The organism is Terriglobus roseus (assembly GCF_900102185.1).
GTDB classification, from domain to species: domain Bacteria; phylum Acidobacteriota; class Terriglobia; order Terriglobales; family Acidobacteriaceae; genus Terriglobus; species Terriglobus roseus_A.
The window spans coordinates 1,997,192-2,012,679 of sequence record NZ_LT629690.1 but is presented as its reverse complement, the minus strand read 5'-3'; the positions used below and the strand labels follow the sequence as shown (position 1 = coordinate 2,012,679).

The following is a 15,488-nucleotide window of genomic DNA, read 5'->3' as shown; positions in this document are numbered from 1 at the left end:
TTTGGAAGACACTCGATTGAGTGGTCGCATCTAGAGTGTGAGTAGCGATCGTCTATGGTTTAACGGTGACAGCGGCTGTAATAGGGATGGCGGCTTTGATCGAGGGATTGTCTCTTAGACTGCAGTAGAGCGTCTTGGCACGTGCTTTTTCTACTGTGAAAGAGAAGTCATCCGTGACTGCTGTTCTCGGGATCTGCACTGCACCCTGAAGATCCTGTGTGGTGCTTATCTCTTGCATGAGGAAGATTTCACGGCCGTGAAGCACGCAGTTCTTTGCGTCGCAGTGAACACTGGATAGGTGCGGTCGCCGTACTAATGTGCCGAATTCAACCCAAGCGCCCTTTTCGCCATTTGCTCGAACCATCCTGATGTGTAAGGCTCCGAAAGCGGATTCGCCAAGCTTACGATCGAGATCAATGCTGCCGACGATGGTATGCGCGTCTTCCAACACCAGGGATGCATCAGGCGGTAGGAAAGAGAGCACAGCATCTGCTTCGCCATTTACTGTTGCGATTTCGATTCGATCGGTGGGGGCTATGACGCCATCGCTACCAACCATGAAATGCAACGTGCTGTGCAATGGGATGGCTCCGGCTGTCAACAGCTCTATGGCCAGTTCAGTCGGAGGGTTCTCAACAGAAGGTTGAAGCGCGAGAACGTGAAGCGTTGTCGTAGCATCCTCAGCGACGAGAGCGATATTCTGCGACCTACCATCAAGATAAGTCACGAGCAGATCATCTCCGACGGACACTTTTCGCTTTAGAGGCAAAGTGAATATCGCATCGCTCTGGGTGGCAGGTGATGCAGCTGTGAGCCTTCCACCGGCTGTGCTGATGACTGCAATCTGATCGAGTTTCTTGCCGGTCATTAAGACGTTCTTGCCATCTGGTGACAGAGAAGCAAGTTCTACATCGCCCCCTTCGTTTGCACGTTCCGTGAAGGGAAGTGCGATTGGGGCCACAGAACCGTACTGGCTTAACTGGAGTACGTATTTTCCCGCGTCACGATCGTGAGTAGACATCGATAGATTGATAGAACCATCGTCAGTCATGGTGAAGGGGATCTCACTTGCGGTACCGTCTGGTTGATGAAGAAAGACATTGTGTAGGCATGCGGTTGCATTGGCCCTAAGTTGCTGCGGGGACGTTTGTCCTGCTAAAAACGGGCCATTCATGATTTTCCAACCGATTCCCTCGGATCGTTGGAATAGCAGTTCCGGGCCATCGAATTCATCGAACCCCCAGCGACCTCGCAGTCGGGCGCGTAGAAAGGGCTCATCTGCACTATCGGTTACCGGAGATACTCCACCGACTTGTCTGGAGGGATCCCGAATGAGGCCACCAGCAAGTACATCAGGAGTGATGGGCAACATCTTGCTGCCAAAATCGAGATAGAGATCGTGCGCGAACTCAGTGGAGTAGAAGCTGGTCGAGCCGCGTAAGGGAAGCACCATCTCTGGATCGCGCAGGCAAAATGCCTGACGAGGAGTCGCGAGGTGGAGGTCTGGTAGACGAGATGCTTGAATGGGAGGCAGTGCAACCACAATCACTGACATCGGATTACCAAACGATGGCGCAGTGTTGAGCCTTGTGTTTAATGATGTTCCCTGCGGCAGAGTTATCGCGGGAATATAGCGGTATTGCGCTGTGTGCAACAAACCGAGCAAATGCACGAGGTCAATAACTGTTCCTACGTAAGCGGAATAGACTCCGCCATCGTTCTGTGAGGCCTCGTTGATGAAGTCAGAAGATGCTCCAGTTGAAATTGCCGCCGAAATGGTTTGCTCATTGCCGGTATCTAACAACATCGGCGCACTCGTCTGAGTTAAGCAATCTACCTGGTCGTCCACGGGTTGTTTGAAACAGTCGGCGTCGGGTTTTAGCACAAGTGCACTGGCCAACTTCGCGGATCGCGCGGCGATGACCTTGTCTTCTTCCTGCGCGACTGCTTGCATACCTGCGAGATAACGTTCAATCCGCTGTTGCTGGAGAGAAACTTTAAACAGAGAGTCGGCCGCGTGAGAAAACACGCCTGGGTTTTTCTTAACCACGGAGCGTAGCGTGTCGAAGTCTCCGCTGTGAGCAGGAGCTAAAAAGATTACTGCGCGTTGTGCTCCGACAGGCACAGTGATGTCTTTGGTGCGTTGTCCCTGTGGCGTCCAAGTCTCAATACGCGTGAACCACTCATCTGGCGGTTCGTTCGTGGTGCTGCGAAGAAATGCGACCACCAGCAACAGGCGGTTTGATTGCGTTGCAGGAAGGTCAGCCCTCACCTTCAGGTGATCATTCGGCAATAAATTCGGTACTTCTGCGATGGGTAGGGTGACCCCATTCCGTGCTACGGAAAGGAAAATCGTAGGTCCTCGCAAATCAAAACGTTGATCATCTGCGATAGCGCTCATGCAGATGCAAAACATGAATGCTAATAGCAATAGAAAATAGTGGATAGTCTTCGAGGAATTCCTTTTCTGTCTCATTGGGGATTTCCATCTTGCAGATCCATCTGAACTGCTCGGAAAGCAGTGGGATCCACGTGGGTCGCGCCTTCAAATGGTCGATCGAGATCGGAAATGGCAAGCAAAGACACGGTAATGAGGACCGTCAGTGAGATGACGTGGAAGAAGTGCACGCATTTTCGCTCGTTGCACAACAGGCAAGAGGAAACGATAACAATGACGCCACCGAAGAGGAGAACATTCCACATGATCAACGGAAGGTGTCCCTGGAAGTCCTGCATCCGTGCATCTCTGCGCGTTTGCAGTGATGACAGTGCGGCGATGATGTTTCCGCGACCAGGGACTGCATCGTGCCCAGCGCATGAGCCGATTGTGTTCCACATCTGACGTAGAACGATCTCACCAGATGCATTTGCCTGATGTGCCTGCATTGCAGCCCACTCAGTACCGATCACGGCATTGAGGTATGCCCTGGATTCCTGTTGCAAAGCTTGGGTGCATGCCTGCGGCATAAGTGGCGCACTTCGATCAATCAGGAGAACTGCGGATGCCTCTGCACGTGCATCTGTGACAGCCGTCTGGAATGCAAGCCAGGCGTCTGAAAGCATGAACCCGAGCGCGACCGCGTATACGGTGCCCAGAATGCTAAGCTGCCAGCCATTTACGCCGTTCGCACGTTTACGTGTGCTCTCCTCAAGCTTGCAATCCAGAAGATAGAGGAGAGCCAACGCAAATCCGACCGCTAACAGAACGATGACTGCACTTTGTGCGTAGGTAAGCATGGAAATTCTCTATATCGACGCCGGCGTTTTAGAATGCCTGCTCAACGAAGTGAGCGGTTTTCTTACCAGCATCGACCGTGTAGTAGGCTGTGACCTTCGCGGCCTTTTCTGTGCCTTTACCAGTTGCGCGAGCCGCATCTTCGGTGGCATCTCCGGTCATACGCAGCGTCTCAACAGTGCCTTTACCTGTGTCGATACTGATAGTACGTGCTCCGTGGTCTACGTCTTTCACGGTTCCCTTAACTACATGGAGGCCCTTGTCGCCCACGCGATCAATTTCATGAGCGGTTTCGCGCCCACCCTTAGCGGTGTAATGCACGGCAACTACAGTGCCCTTGTCGATTCCGTGGAGCGTGTCCTTTGAAGCGTCGCGCGTATCGTCGCCAACGTGTACCGCCACTTTGTCTGTGAAGTGGAAGGTATGCTCCGCGCCGTCCTTCGTGTCAACCACTACAACCTTGCCTGCGCGGTCTATGGCTTTTACTGAACCAACTACTGCACTGGCGACGTCCTGGGCGGCATAAACGGAAGTTGCGCTAAGCGTCAGCGCGAAAAATGCAAGAGTACGGATCATGAAAATCTCCCTAAGAGTTTTGTTGTCGCCGGTGATGGCCAGCGCTCACGTCTCTGAAGGTAGAAAAGATCGGTTGATGATCCCATCCGTGGCTCTACATTGAGCTACCGTGCGGTTCCACACATCTCTGAACCGTGTGGAACCACACGGGAGGGAGTGTGCTTCCACATGCGTCCGTTATGTAGCGATACGGATTCAAAACGAGGGGTGCTATCCATAGCATCGATCTTGTATCGAAGTGAAAGCAGGCTCTCCCAGTACGATGAAAATTTTGATAGTAGAGGATAATCCGACCGTCCGAAAGCTTATTCAAAGAGCGACGGCGGATATCGCGGATGAGGCGGTCACTCGGGAAGACGGCGCGGATGCGCTTGAAGCCTACGAGGAAATGCGACCTGACATCGTTCTGATGGATGTAAAGATGCCTCGCATGGATGGGCTCACAGCAACTCGTCAGCTTGTACAGAAGCATCCTGAGGCCCGGGTCATCATTGTTACGGACTATGACGACGACCAGTTTCGGCAGGCGGCGCGAGAGGCGGGCGCATGTGCTTATGCTTTAAAAACTAACCTTACTGACTTGGAAGCGGTTATTCAGGCGCACTGCATCTGTTTACCTTAGTGCTAATACAAACGTTCGTGCAGAGCGGCTCGATGTTGCAGAGCAAAACGAGCTAAGGCATTGGCGCCTTCAATTTCCAGTTTGCGACACATGTTGGTGCGATGGTTTTCCACGGTCCGATAGTGAATGCCCAATTCGTCGCCAATCTCTTTACTGGAAAGGCCATCGGCAATAAGCCGTAGCACCTTTTTCTCAGTAAGCGTCAAGATCTTCAGATTGATGGCTGATCCGGCGCTTTCCGTTTTTTGATTCAAGAGAACAGCAGCCATAGCAGAGCCGATATATGTTCTGCCCGCGTTCACCGCGTGAATGGCCGCACAGACTTCTTCCGTCTCACTGCCCTTAAGTAGATATCCTTTGCCGCCAACGTCCATGGCAGCGCGCATGAGGTCTTCATCTGCATGGAACGTCATGAAGATGATGCGGGTGCTCAACGAGCGTTGTTTCACTTCGCGAGCTACGCCCAGTCCATTCAGTCCTGGCATATCGATATCGAGGATTGCAACTGCAGGGGATAATTCTTCCATTAGGCGCAATGCGTCGTTCCCATCAGCGGCCTCAGCAACAACCTGAAGATCTTTGTCATCTTCGATGGTTGCTTTCAGTCCACGGCGAACCACAGGATGATCATCGGCCAGAAGAACGGGGATAGGGTTCATAGCACTCTGCTCGTTGTAATGGGAAGCTCAATTCTCACCAGAGTACCAGTTGATGAGCTACTTTCCACCTGTAGGCTGCCGTTAAGCAAAGTAACTCGCTCACGCATGCCTGTCATGCCGAAGCCGCCTTTGCCAGGCATGTAAGTACGAGGCTTCACAGGCATGCCCTGGCCGTCATCTTTAATGGTCAGACTCACGCTGTCATCTGTACGGAGTGCCGTTACCTTGGCGCTGGACGCTTCGGAATGCTTGACGATGTTATTCAGCGCCTCCTGAACGATGCGGTACACGTTGATACGGAGATCTTCAGGAAATGCGTCGTCAATGTCAGCCAGTTCTGTGTGGATGGCGATCTCTGAGGCCTTCATAACAGTTGTACAAAGTGCCTGAATGGCTCGTGTAAGGCCGAGGCGGTCAAGCTGGAAAGGGCGCAATGCATACGATATCGCGCGAGTTTCTTCGATCGCGGCAGAGGCTTCTCCGCTGATCTCTTCCACTGTTTCGCGTTTTTCTTCTTCGGTGCGGACCTTTCCTTTTGAACGGAGCAGGAACTGGGCCAGATTGTTGATGATGATGAGACGTTGCCCAAGGCTGTCATGCAATTCACCGGCTATACGACGCCGTTCTCCTTCTTGCGACGCGATCAACTGACGCGAGAAATTCTGTTGGCGTTCCTGGGCCTCCTGTAATTGCCTGACGCGGAACAGCCACGCCGCCGAAACCAGAAGAACGAGAAGAAGAATCGCGCCGCCGATAAACCACCAGCGGCGGTAGAAAGGCGGGATTATCTGCACATGCATCACGGCATCCTGCCGGCTACGAACGCCATCACTGTTGGTAGCGGAGACTCGGAAGGTGTAGTTCCCCGGGGGAAGATGTGAGTAATAGGCGGTGCGGCGGAGACCAACCTGTTGCCAGTCGCTATCGACGCCATCCATCTTGTAACGGAACGTCATTTGCTCTGGTTTGGTGTATCCGAGCGCGGTGTAACTAATTTCAAGATTTGTCTGTCCTGGATTCAGGACGACTGATTGTGGCTCGGATTCGGGCTTATTTTCGACACTGGCAGTTTCGATTGCGACACTTGGCGGCGTTGTCACGACGTGAACCTTGGCAGGGTCGACGATGGCAATGCCCATCTGAGTGGGAAACCAGAGCTTGCCGTCTCCGTCTGCAGATCCTGCGGGCCACAGGCCGCCATTGCATTCCGGGCTGGCCATGCCGTCCGAGCGGCCATAGGCAATGGATGCCACCAGGGACTGCTTGCCATCGGCAACGGCCGCCAGCTGCTCCCGAGACACGCGATAAATGCCGCGATTGGAGCTGATCCAGAACCAGTGATGCTGGTCTTCCAGTATCTGGAACACGCCGCTGTCGTAGAGGCCGTTCTTCGTGTTGAACGTGACCCAACGGCCGTTACGAAACCATCCCATGCCGCCGTCGTAAGTTCCCACCCAGATTTCACCGTTGGAATCCTGCACGAGTGAACGGACGTTATTACTCGGTAGTCCTTGTGCTTCCGTCCAACGAGACATTTGACTGTTGTGGATGCGGGTTACGCCGCCGTATCCACCCATCCATAAATCATGATTACGATCCATCAGCACGACGCGAACATCGTCTGTTGCAAGCCCTTCGGCTATGCCTAGATGCTGTAGAGCGCCATCACGCACGATGTACAGTCCACGCGGCGTTCCAAAAAACATGGCGCCGTCAGGTGTCTGGAGAATGACCTGCGCTGCGGTAGATGAGTCATCGAAGGGAAGAGAGGGCTTCTTCAGATGCCCATTCACAAGCGTTCGGACGCCACCATGCGTTCCAACCCAGAGAACTCCATCCTTATCCTCACTGATTGACGAAACCAATGCGGGAAGACCGTCAGCAAGCCCAAGAGTTCGGATGACCTTACCGTCTCTGATTTGTGACAGGCCTCCGGGCCAGCTACCCGCCCACATATCTCCGGTTCGGGAATGGAATATGGGATACGTGTTATCGCTGACAAGCCCCTGCGGACGTCCCAGCGTCATGATGAACTGGCGTTGAATGCGGAATAGGCCTTCCCCCTCAGCGCCGACCCACGCATTGCCTTCGTTGTCTGTGCCGATCACCTGCAACCGGATGGGGTGTATCGTTCCTTCCACTGGCAGTAGCAACGTGCGCTCAAAGCGATAGGGTGAAATCTCTAGATTCCAATCCGTGCCTGGAGCGCCATGCAAAACAAAATAGTCTGGCGCTTTACGGAATACGGGAGGTTTATCGCTCAGTCGCCCCATGCGTCCGTCTTTCGTTGAAATCCAGGCGTCTCCGTTCGCATTGGCGGCAACGCCCATAACGGACGGGAGATCGGTGCTTGTGGGAGCGGCAAAGGTGGCCAACTTGCCGCGATTGAAAATCACAACCCGGTTTCCTTCGATTGTCCAGAAGCCCGATCCAACCCACGCCAATGCATGAAACTTGCGTGTCTCTGTGTTGAATGGTTCAGGCTGAAATCGTTTCGAGGTCTCGTCCCAGCGAAGGACCTTGCCGTCAGATTCTAGCCATACCTGGCCTTGTGGATTGCCCGTAATGGCTTCGACTGAACGAGGTCGTATGCCATCTCGCTCGTCCATCGTTCGGAATGTCATGCCACGCCGCAGCACCAGATTGCCGTCTTCGCTGGTTAACCAGAGGTCCTCGCCAGGGCCGCGTGTCATTCCTACAAATCGATTGCTCGTGATGCCCGGCGTATTGCTCTTATCGAAGATTTGGAAATGCACACCATCAAACTTGGCGATCCCGTTCAGAGTCGCAATCCATAGGAAGCCATCGGGTGTTTGTACAAGGCCGCGTACGCTGCTTTGCGGTAGCCCTGAATCTGGAGTCCATTGCGTAAAGCGGTACTGTGCCGGCGCTGTAACGGATGAGGATGCGACGAAGAGCCAGAACGCCAAGAATTTCAGAAAAGGACTAAATCGTTGTCGTATTAAGTCCTTCACGCCGTCGCCCTCCTGGGCCTTACAGGGAATGCCGCCATTCTACGATGACCTGCTGTTTTTAAAGAAAGCTGTCCATGTGGAACCACACAGGTTGTTCATGTAGCGGTACATCACGAAACGTGTAGCCACACGGATATTTTCCTGGTTGCGGTCTGCCTAGTATCGCAACCAAGGAGAACAACATGAGCGCCACAAAGCGCACCGCAACAGCTCTCGCATTACTTCTTCCGGCCGGCGTCATGGGGCTTTCTGCCGCCTTGGCTGTGAAGGGACTACAGACAACGGAGAACCCCGACCATAACGGATCGGTGGCAGACCAGCTCAGCGATATTCGCAAGGCCGTATCGGAAAACATGCAGGACCACGCAAGCAAGACCATCACAGACGCGAACGGCGTGAAGCTGACGCTGGCTGAGTGGCTGAACTTTGGTGGCGGCTTTGGTTGGCACAACGGTGGTTGGGGCAACGGCTGGCACAACGGCGGTTGGGGTAACGGTGGCTGGCACAACTGGGGCAACGGCGGCTGGCACAACGGCGGTTGGGGCAACGGCTGGCACAACTTCTGGCATAACTGGTAGCCACTTCGATCTCAGGCGGGAGTAACTAAAAATGAGCACCAACACACGCATTCACACTATCGTTCTGCAGCCCACGCCGTTCTGCAACATTCGTTGCAAGTACTGCTATCTGCCAACACGCGATGACATCTCGACGATGAGTCTGGATACCATCGAGACGACCTTCCGAAGAGTCTTTGAATCGTCCTACGCGAGCGAACAGATCACAGTGATCTGGCACGCTGGTGAGCCGCTGGTTCTGCCTGTCTCTTATTACGAGACAGCATTCCAGGCCATCGAGCGTCTTCGCCCCGCCGGCATGGAGCTTCGCCACTCGTTCCAGACAAATGGAACGCTGGTGACGAAGGAATGGTGTGACCTCATCCGTCGCTGGAATGTGGGTGTTGGAGTAAGCATTGACGGCCCGCGCGCCATGCACGATGCGAATCGTGTAACACGGTCCGGCAAAGGAACCTTCGATAAGGCAATGCGTGGAGCCCGGCTTCTGCAGGCTGAAGGCATTCCTTTCCATGTGATCTCCGTGCTTTCGAAGGATGCTTTACAGAAGCCGGAGCAACTGCACTCGTTCTATATGGAAGAAGGCATCCGTGATGTCTGCTTCAACGTGGAAGAGTCAGAAGGGGATCACGTATCGGAACTTATGCAGCAGGGACGCGATGCGACCAGACTGCAGTTCCAACAGTTCTTGCAGACTTTCTGGATGCTGTCGCGCAAGACACCAGGTATCAATTTCATTCGCGAGATCGACGGCTTGATCACGCGGATCTTCCGCCCTGAAGAGGCAAGAGTCGGCAATAACCAGGTGGAACCGTTGGCCATGCTGAACGTGGATTGCAAAGGGAACGTGGGGACGTTTTCACCGGAATTACTTGGCTACCGCAATGAGCGGTATCACGACTTCCTGGTTGGCAACGTTCACTCGCACACTCTGGAAGAGATGCTTCACAGCCCTGCAATGACTGCGATGGTTGAGGACATTCACGCAGGAGTCGAGTCGTGCCGAAAGGAATGCGACTACTTCTCCATCTGCGGAGGCGGCGCACCAGTCAACAAGCTTTCAGAAAACGGCACGTTTGCCAGCACGCAGACATCGTTCTGCAACCTGGTGCAAATTACACCGGCCAACCTTATTCTCTCGGCCTTCTCGCAGATGGAGCACTCACTGACCGCCACGTTACAGCGCGGCAGTGAAGTTGCGGCTGCTGCCTGACACAAGACCTAACGCTGAACCGAATTCATAAGGAAGACATCATGCAAACGAAATTCAAAATCGCGACATTCATCGCTGCAAAGCTTCTGCTTACGGGCTGCTTGTTGGCGCAAAGCGCGCCGCAAAACACGCAGTCCGCAGCACCACCCGCTGCTGATCAGCAGCCTAACTTTTCATCCTACGAAGAACCATCCAGTACCGCGCCTGTGTTCTGGGTGTCAAGCGTGGAAGTTATGCGCAGCACGCATGGCCCACAACTGGATGTGATTCGAGTACGCGGTCTGGCTTCAACAGAAGGTTGGGAATCCGCGCAGCTTGTTCCGCTTACGCGTGGCATTCCCGCGGACGGCATTCTCGATCTGGCGTTTGTTGCCGAAGCTCCGCAGGATGTTTTCGCGCCCACGGCTTATCCCGCAATGGAAGCTATCTTCACGATTGAACCCGGACACCCCTTCAAGGGGGTGCGTGTTCACGGCGCATCCAATCGCGTCACATTGAACACTCTGCCGGGTTACGCAGTATCTGCCACAACTCCGAAGGATTGTGTGGACTGCCAGGGCAAGATTTTCGTAGCGAAGGGACAGGCTGTTCCGACGGACGCAAAGGCTGGCTTCATTCGTGAAGAAGACCTACCTCGCAACCTACGTGTCATCCGCGAAGGCGATGGCTTGGGCAGCTTCGAATCGAACCCTAACCGTATGACCATCCTGCTGAATGAGCAGGGACAGATTATTACCGCTCTGTGGAACTAACCCAGAGCCAATTAATGCAAAGGATCTACATCATGAAACACAGTAAGCTCGCCATTGTCCTTGGCCTTGCAACTATGAGTTACGCAGTAGCTCATGCGCAAATGCCTACCGTTACAGTTGACCCTTCGCGCCATGGCAACCTGGCCCACGCGCAGGAGTCGGTCATTCAGGCTTATTCGAGTATTTCGGAAGCGCAACGTGAAAACGACTCGCACTTGGGCGGCCATGCGCAGCGTGCCAAAGAACTGCTCGCACAGGCGAACCAGGAGATCGGTCTAGCCGGCGATCAGGCAGATGCCAACCAAGGAGAGATGGCACCGCCCTCTGCTTCTCCGGCAGCTCCTCCCGCCTCGGCGCCCGCTCCGGCTAACATCAACATCAGTGGCAACTGGACTATCTACGCATATAACGTAGCTCAGCCGGGTAGCTCGTTGAAGCAAGTTCAGATCAACCAGGATGGAAACGTTCTCACGGGCAACTTCCGTGGACCAAACCAAAAGGGACATCTGCAGGGTTGGATCAACGGAAACCACGTTGAATTCAGCACGGATACCCGTGATGTTCTTACGTTCCGGGGCGAAGTAACTTCCGATGGAATGTCCGGCATGTACGGCATTCACGGAGAGCACGCCCCGTGGAAGGCGCAGCGTAACTAGCGCACGAGATGGTGCCGGCGGGAACCTCCAGCCGCCGGCGCCGCCAATAGGAAGGATTCCATGTCTATTACGATTGCAGTCTTGGGCGCGTCCGGCTATGTGGGAAGCGCTCTTTGTGCGCATGTTCTTCGTTCCGGAATCCTGGAGCCCGGTGATCGCCTCCAACTTGTGGGCCACGGGGAATCCAGTTCGTACGGTCGTCTGCTCGCCGTGCGTGCGGACTTGCTTGACGCCTTTGATGACTTGCGCGTGTCGATATCTGTGACTCCGCGATTGGAAGACATCGAAGCAGACCTGGTTGTGTTGACGGCGGGCGTCCCCATGCCTCCCGGTTGCACCGATAGACGCGTTATGGGGCGCGGCAATTTACCCATCTTTCAGAACATTGCTAGCGCATGTGGCAAGCACCTACCCACTGCAACTTATCTAGTGGTGAGTAACCCCGTGGAGCTCGCAGTGCAGGAGTTATCTCGCACCATCGACCGCAAGCGGATTATCGGTATCGGTGCAGAGCAAGATTCGCTTCGTTTCGCCCGTTCCATTGCGCGTAGTTTGGGGATCAGCCGACATGACGTTCATGCCAGTGTGTGGGGAGAGCATGGTCGTCACATGATCCCAATGTGGCACTCCGTCCGTCTGCGAGGTGATGATGACAAGGTCTTTGGACGACTTTCTGAGCTGGAACAGCGCGCGCAACAGCAGCCGTTGATGGAGCGTGTCGCTAGTCTCCAGGAAGCATCCATGCTGCACTTGCAAAACGACGACATTGCGTCGGCTTATCATCTGGCAGAGGCTGCACTTCCTGACGCACGTATCTTCATCGAACCATTCGTCACGGCAAGCGCGATTCATTCAACACCGAACGCGACAGCGAATGCAGTACTTAACATCATCCGCGCATGGAAGGAAGATGATGGACGTTGCGTGCATGCGCAGGTTATGTTGCAGGGCGAATTGCGTGGCATATCTTGCCCATTCGGCGTGCCTGTAAGCGTTGGCTGTAAGGGATGGCTATTACATCCCAATGCTGATAGTCACCACGTAACCAAGGAAGATCTTGACGCATCGATTCTCGGGATACAAGCTTCGCTTGCAGATGCCGCCACTATCTGATGAATGCGGACGACCTACCGCCAATGCATAACGCTGCCCGCGTAGTCGGCGAGGTATACGTGACCGTTGTAGACGACAGGCTGAGAGAACTTGGAGAAAACAAACTGCTCTGAGGTCCACAAAGTGCGGATCTGTCCTCCGGTTAAATTCGTTAGATCGTACGCAACAAGTCGTCCCGTGGTAACAGTTCGATTTGCATCACCATCCGGAATGGCGCACCATGCGATTGCGTTCGCGCCTTGATCCGAACTCACTGAACAGAAGCCTCCAGGCATCCCACCATGCTGAGCTGTGGATTGAGCGGAAGCCATCTCTGTGCCGCGTGCTACGTACGTCATGGTTCCGTCTTGGTTGACACGCCATGCCTGGAGCGGTGAGTTCTCAGCAAAGGCCAGCACATACTGCGTTGAGTCTGGCGCTAGATACTGTGCCAAGGGCGAGTGAATATGCCTTGTCTTTCCGCCCGGAAAGCGATTTAGACCTGGGAGGGAAGCGGGGCAGGAATCCATACCGAGATCCCATCCAAGTTGATACATCTTGACCTTTGCACAATTCGCCTTGGGGTTGGCAAAGTCAGCAGGATGACTGTCAGGAAAATTTGAGGTGCTTGTCAGGTATCCAATGCCATCCTTGCCTGCGGTGAGATAGAGATGGGATTTTTGAAGAAGCGTGCCGGATAAATGCGCGTCCTGATCTCCCCATTGCGCACCGCAATCCGTGTTCATCGGCATGCGCGCTCCAGGTGGTGGATCAGTGGGCGCGGAATCGCCTGAGATTTTATTCATAAGCATGGCTTTGGGTTGTGTAAGTTGTGCATTGGCACATGTTCTTGCTGCATCTGAATAAGGAGCCCAAGCATGCAAAACGCTTAGCTTGGCGGGAACGGTGGCAGTGGGTGGAGTGAATTGCAACTGAATAACAGCTTCTCCAAATGTCGTTGTTCCATTGAATGGCCCATTACCTACACCGAGATAGATAAGACCGTCGTCATCGATGGATGGTCCACCACCGGACATCCAGATACCAGCGCGTGTGGAGATGGCAGCCTTAACCTGATTGTCAAAGGTGTCAAAGGCCAGAATCCACCCCGTGGCATTGTCCCCGGTTTCGGCGAATGAACCAGCGGCTATAACGACAAATTTGGTTCCATTCTGAGACCAGAGAGCAAGGGCTGCTCTTTGTTTACGTGGTGCGGTCGCGTAGCGTTGGCCATTACTCGTCGCGTCGATCAAAGTGTTTGCGAGGACATTACCAGTTCTCGTATCGATGACATACATATGTTGAGTCATGGACTGGTGCGAGCCACTTCCATCAGACGAACACGTCGCCACCTGGTAGAGCTTGTGCGTGGACGCATCAATGACGCCGGTACTTAACATTCCAAAGTGGTCGTTCACACGCCACATATCGTTCTCTGCAATTGAACGAACCGGCGTGCATAACGTGGGTGTTTGCCATATCCCCGCGCCGTCTTCGGGGCGTACACCACGGATCACATTCGCCTCGGAAGCGAGGATCATGACCACGCCGTCAATAAGCGGTTGGGCTTCACAACCACGCGCATCGCCAATGCACGGAATTCGAGGCTGCATCTGCAGACCAGTGCTCACGCGTGCGGTGGTGAGCGTCTTCTCGCTGCGCGTTTCAGAAGTGCGTGCCACATCGTAGGACTTGGTAGATACCTGCGCCATAAGCACCGAAGATGCAAATAAGAACACAACAAGCAGTTTCATAGAGTCACCGTGATGTGAGAGAAGTCGAGTGGATACGCGAGGGGAATGTGAAGTTCGTTAGTGGGCAGACCGCCGTCCTGGCCCAACAAACTGTATGCAACTCCGTTATCGGCACGGCCATAGCTATTCGGTGGAATGGGGATGCATGCTCGGCCATCGCCATATACCCAAACATTGGGACCACCGCTGCGCGCATAGTTTTTTATCCAGCAGTTGCGCCACGGAGTATCTGTCCATACCCATTGTGTATTGAATGGATCTCGTGAGATGCCGCACAAAACACCTGCGGTGTTGCCGATCGGTCCACCATCACCGTCGCGCGACCAGATCAGGACATCTGGTGAAACAACGTGGTAAGCCTGCTTGCCTACGGCGAGGCGTTTGCCAATCCACATGTAGTTATCGATCAGCGGAGCGAGAGCGTAACGCTCATAATCGCCACCGTAAACTGCACAAGCGACGGCCGCCTGTGTACAGGCATCCAGATAGAACCAGCCTTTGAAATTGACCACTCCTTCTGCGCCATCCGTGTCGTGGTTCTCTATGAATGGCACTGCAGCAGAAGGATTGAAATGACAGTAGCGATCCATGTACACCAACGCATCCAGTCCTGCTCCCTGGCTTACAGCTCGATAAGCAAAGTGGCTACCGAAATCGAATACGGGTAGGCCGGATTGTTGATGATATGCATCCAGTTGCGCATTACTCCCGGTGTATGCTTCAGCAACTTTGAACCCTGGAATCGCTGCGGCTAACCGATGCGTGAGATTCATGTCTACATCCTTCGCTTCATCCAGGCGGAATCCCGAGCCAGCCGAAACGCTCATCAACCATGCAATACATTGAATCTTCAGTTTGCGAAGATAATCCGACGGTTGCGAATGCTGGTAAGGAACACGTAACCCGTCAGCGTCGGCGCGTTCGAAGGTTTCGTCTGGTGCGGCCTGAAATACCGAAGACGGTTTATAAGCCAATGTTTTATCAGGCTTGCCGCTAGCATTGCGTTCTATCACTGGAAGCGCACCGTACTGATGCAAAGGCAAATCGAAGATCAAACGCACGCCATGGCGCAGCGCTTCCTTCGCAAGAGCCTGCAGATCATTGGCACTGCCGCCGCGGAGGGTATCCCACTGTCCTATGTCGAGGTCGCTGATTGGGTCATATCCCAGGCTCCGATTGTCAGCTCCCGTGTAGGTTGTGCGGAATGGTGGTGGAAGCAGGATCATATCGCCACCAAATGCAGCGAAGGCGCCAGCAAATGAGCGCATGCGCTGATACCATCCACTTTTGATTGTGGGGTAGAGGCAATCGTAAAGAATCATCGTGCCCTCCTGCTGCGGTTCACTGCGAAATGGCGTTCTAAAACACTTTGGTGAAAA

Annotated in this window: 13 protein-coding genes; 6 read left to right on the top strand and 7 right to left on the bottom strand. The window is 54.0% G+C overall.

Translation table 11 applies throughout. The annotated features are described in order from the left end of the window. Window positions 1-52: 52 nt before the first annotated feature. The 3 genes from BLT38_RS08570 to BLT38_RS08560 are packed head-to-tail and all read right to left on the bottom strand — an operon-like array spanning window position 53 to window position 3,811. Window positions 53-2,476 carry a hypothetical protein gene (locus BLT38_RS08570; protein ID WP_156785063.1) on the bottom strand — a complete coding sequence of 808 codons (2,424 nt, stop codon included), beginning with the start codon at window positions 2,474-2,476 and terminating at the stop codon, window positions 53-55. Beyond that, window positions 2,473-3,237, bottom strand: coding sequence for a DUF4239 domain-containing protein (locus BLT38_RS08565; RefSeq protein WP_083344788.1), 765 nt, complete (start codon window positions 3,235-3,237; stop codon window positions 2,473-2,475). Before BLT38_RS08565 ends, BLT38_RS08570 begins: the two co-directional genes overlap by 4 nt. Before the next feature lie 28 nt (window positions 3,238-3,265). Continuing rightward, on the bottom strand, window positions 3,266-3,811 hold the full coding sequence (locus BLT38_RS08560; RefSeq protein ID WP_083344787.1) for a hypothetical protein: 546 nt from the start codon (window positions 3,809-3,811) through the stop codon (window positions 3,266-3,268). Window positions 3,812-4,073: 262 nt separating this feature from the next. On the opposite strand from BLT38_RS08560, the gene BLT38_RS08555 reads away from it, so the two are divergent. After that, entirely contained in the window at window positions 4,074-4,433 is a 360-nt protein-coding gene (locus tag BLT38_RS08555; RefSeq protein WP_083344786.1) for a response regulator transcription factor, read from the top strand. Window positions 4,434-4,435: 2 nt separating this feature from the next. Here the strand turns inward: BLT38_RS08555 and BLT38_RS08550 are convergent, their stop codons facing one another. Together BLT38_RS08550 and BLT38_RS08545 are read right to left on the bottom strand one after the other, a co-directional pair. After that, window positions 4,436-5,092 carry a response regulator gene (locus BLT38_RS08550; protein ID WP_083344785.1) on the bottom strand — a complete coding sequence of 219 codons (657 nt, stop codon included), beginning with the start codon at window positions 5,090-5,092 and terminating at the stop codon, window positions 4,436-4,438. Continuing rightward, complete coding sequence (locus BLT38_RS08545; RefSeq protein ID WP_172838191.1) at window positions 5,089-8,067, bottom strand: sensor histidine kinase; 2,979 nt, start codon at window positions 8,065-8,067, stop codon at window positions 5,089-5,091. Before BLT38_RS08545 ends, BLT38_RS08550 begins: the two co-directional genes overlap by 4 nt. Before the next feature lie 182 nt (window positions 8,068-8,249). Between BLT38_RS08545 and grrA the strand changes: the two genes are divergently transcribed. The 5 genes from grrA to BLT38_RS08520 are packed head-to-tail and all read left to right on the top strand — an operon-like array spanning window position 8,250 to window position 12,376. Continuing rightward, complete coding sequence (grrA, locus tag BLT38_RS08540; protein WP_083344783.1) at window positions 8,250-8,645, top strand: GrrA/OscA1 family cyclophane-containing rSAM-modified RiPP; 396 nt, start codon at window positions 8,250-8,252, stop codon at window positions 8,643-8,645. 31 nt (window positions 8,646-8,676) lie between these two features. After that, entirely contained in the window at window positions 8,677-9,855 is a 1,179-nt protein-coding gene (gene grrM / locus BLT38_RS08535) for a cyclophane-forming radical SAM/SPASM peptide maturase GrrM/OscB (RefSeq protein WP_083344782.1), read from the top strand. Window positions 9,856-9,896: 41 nt separating this feature from the next. Beyond that, a complete protein-coding gene (locus tag BLT38_RS08530; protein ID WP_083344781.1) occupies window positions 9,897-10,607 on the top strand; it encodes a hypothetical protein in 711 nt (236 codons plus the stop codon). A 32-nt stretch (window positions 10,608-10,639) separates the two neighbouring features. Next, entirely contained in the window at window positions 10,640-11,263 is a 624-nt protein-coding gene (locus BLT38_RS20770; protein ID WP_197674950.1) for a hypothetical protein, read from the top strand. A gap of 60 nt (window positions 11,264-11,323) precedes the next feature. Further along, window positions 11,324-12,376 (top strand): lactate/malate family dehydrogenase, encoded by a 1,053-nt coding sequence (locus BLT38_RS08520; RefSeq protein WP_083344780.1) that lies wholly within the window; start codon window positions 11,324-11,326, stop codon window positions 12,374-12,376. 14 nt (window positions 12,377-12,390) lie between these two features. Here the strand turns inward: BLT38_RS08520 and BLT38_RS08515 are convergent, their stop codons facing one another. Next, window positions 12,391-14,109, bottom strand: a complete 1,719-nt coding sequence (locus BLT38_RS08515; protein WP_083344779.1) for a hypothetical protein — start codon at window positions 14,107-14,109, stop codon at window positions 12,391-12,393. Next, on the bottom strand, window positions 14,106-15,431 hold the full coding sequence (locus BLT38_RS08510; RefSeq protein WP_083344778.1) for an alpha-amylase: 1,326 nt from the start codon (window positions 15,429-15,431) through the stop codon (window positions 14,106-14,108). Before BLT38_RS08510 ends, BLT38_RS08515 begins: the two co-directional genes overlap by 4 nt. Window positions 15,432-15,488: the final 57 nt, after the last annotated feature.

Excerpts from the sequence above, each read along its gene's own strand:
- BLT38_RS08560 (WP_083344787.1), bottom strand. The coding sequence starts at position 3,811 with ATGATCCGTACTCTTGCATTTTTCGCGCTGACGCTTAGCGCAACTTCC.
- BLT38_RS20770 (WP_197674950.1), top strand. The coding sequence starts at position 10,640 with ATGAAACACAGTAAGCTCGCCATTGTCCTTGGCCTTGCAACTATGAGT.
- BLT38_RS08510 (WP_083344778.1), bottom strand. The coding sequence starts at position 15,431 with ATGATTCTTTACGATTGCCTCTACCCCACAATCAAAAGTGGATGGTAT.
- grrA (WP_083344783.1), top strand. The coding sequence starts at position 8,250 with ATGAGCGCCACAAAGCGCACCGCAACAGCTCTCGCATTACTTCTTCCG.
- BLT38_RS08520 (WP_083344780.1), top strand. The coding sequence starts at position 11,324 with ATGTCTATTACGATTGCAGTCTTGGGCGCGTCCGGCTATGTGGGAAGC.
- BLT38_RS08550 (WP_083344785.1), bottom strand. The coding sequence starts at position 5,092 with ATGAACCCTATCCCCGTTCTTCTGGCCGATGATCATCCTGTGGTTCGC.
- BLT38_RS08515 (WP_083344779.1), bottom strand. The coding sequence starts at position 14,109 with ATGAAACTGCTTGTTGTGTTCTTATTTGCATCTTCGGTGCTTATGGCG.
- BLT38_RS08570 (WP_156785063.1), bottom strand. The coding sequence starts at position 2,476 with ATGAGACAGAAAAGGAATTCCTCGAAGACTATCCACTATTTTCTATTG.
- BLT38_RS08565 (WP_083344788.1), bottom strand. The coding sequence starts at position 3,237 with ATGCTTACCTACGCACAAAGTGCAGTCATCGTTCTGTTAGCGGTCGGA.
- grrM (WP_083344782.1), top strand. The coding sequence starts at position 8,677 with ATGAGCACCAACACACGCATTCACACTATCGTTCTGCAGCCCACGCCG.
- BLT38_RS08530 (WP_083344781.1), top strand. The coding sequence starts at position 9,897 with ATGCAAACGAAATTCAAAATCGCGACATTCATCGCTGCAAAGCTTCTG.
- BLT38_RS08555 (WP_083344786.1), top strand. The coding sequence starts at position 4,074 with ATGAAAATTTTGATAGTAGAGGATAATCCGACCGTCCGAAAGCTTATT.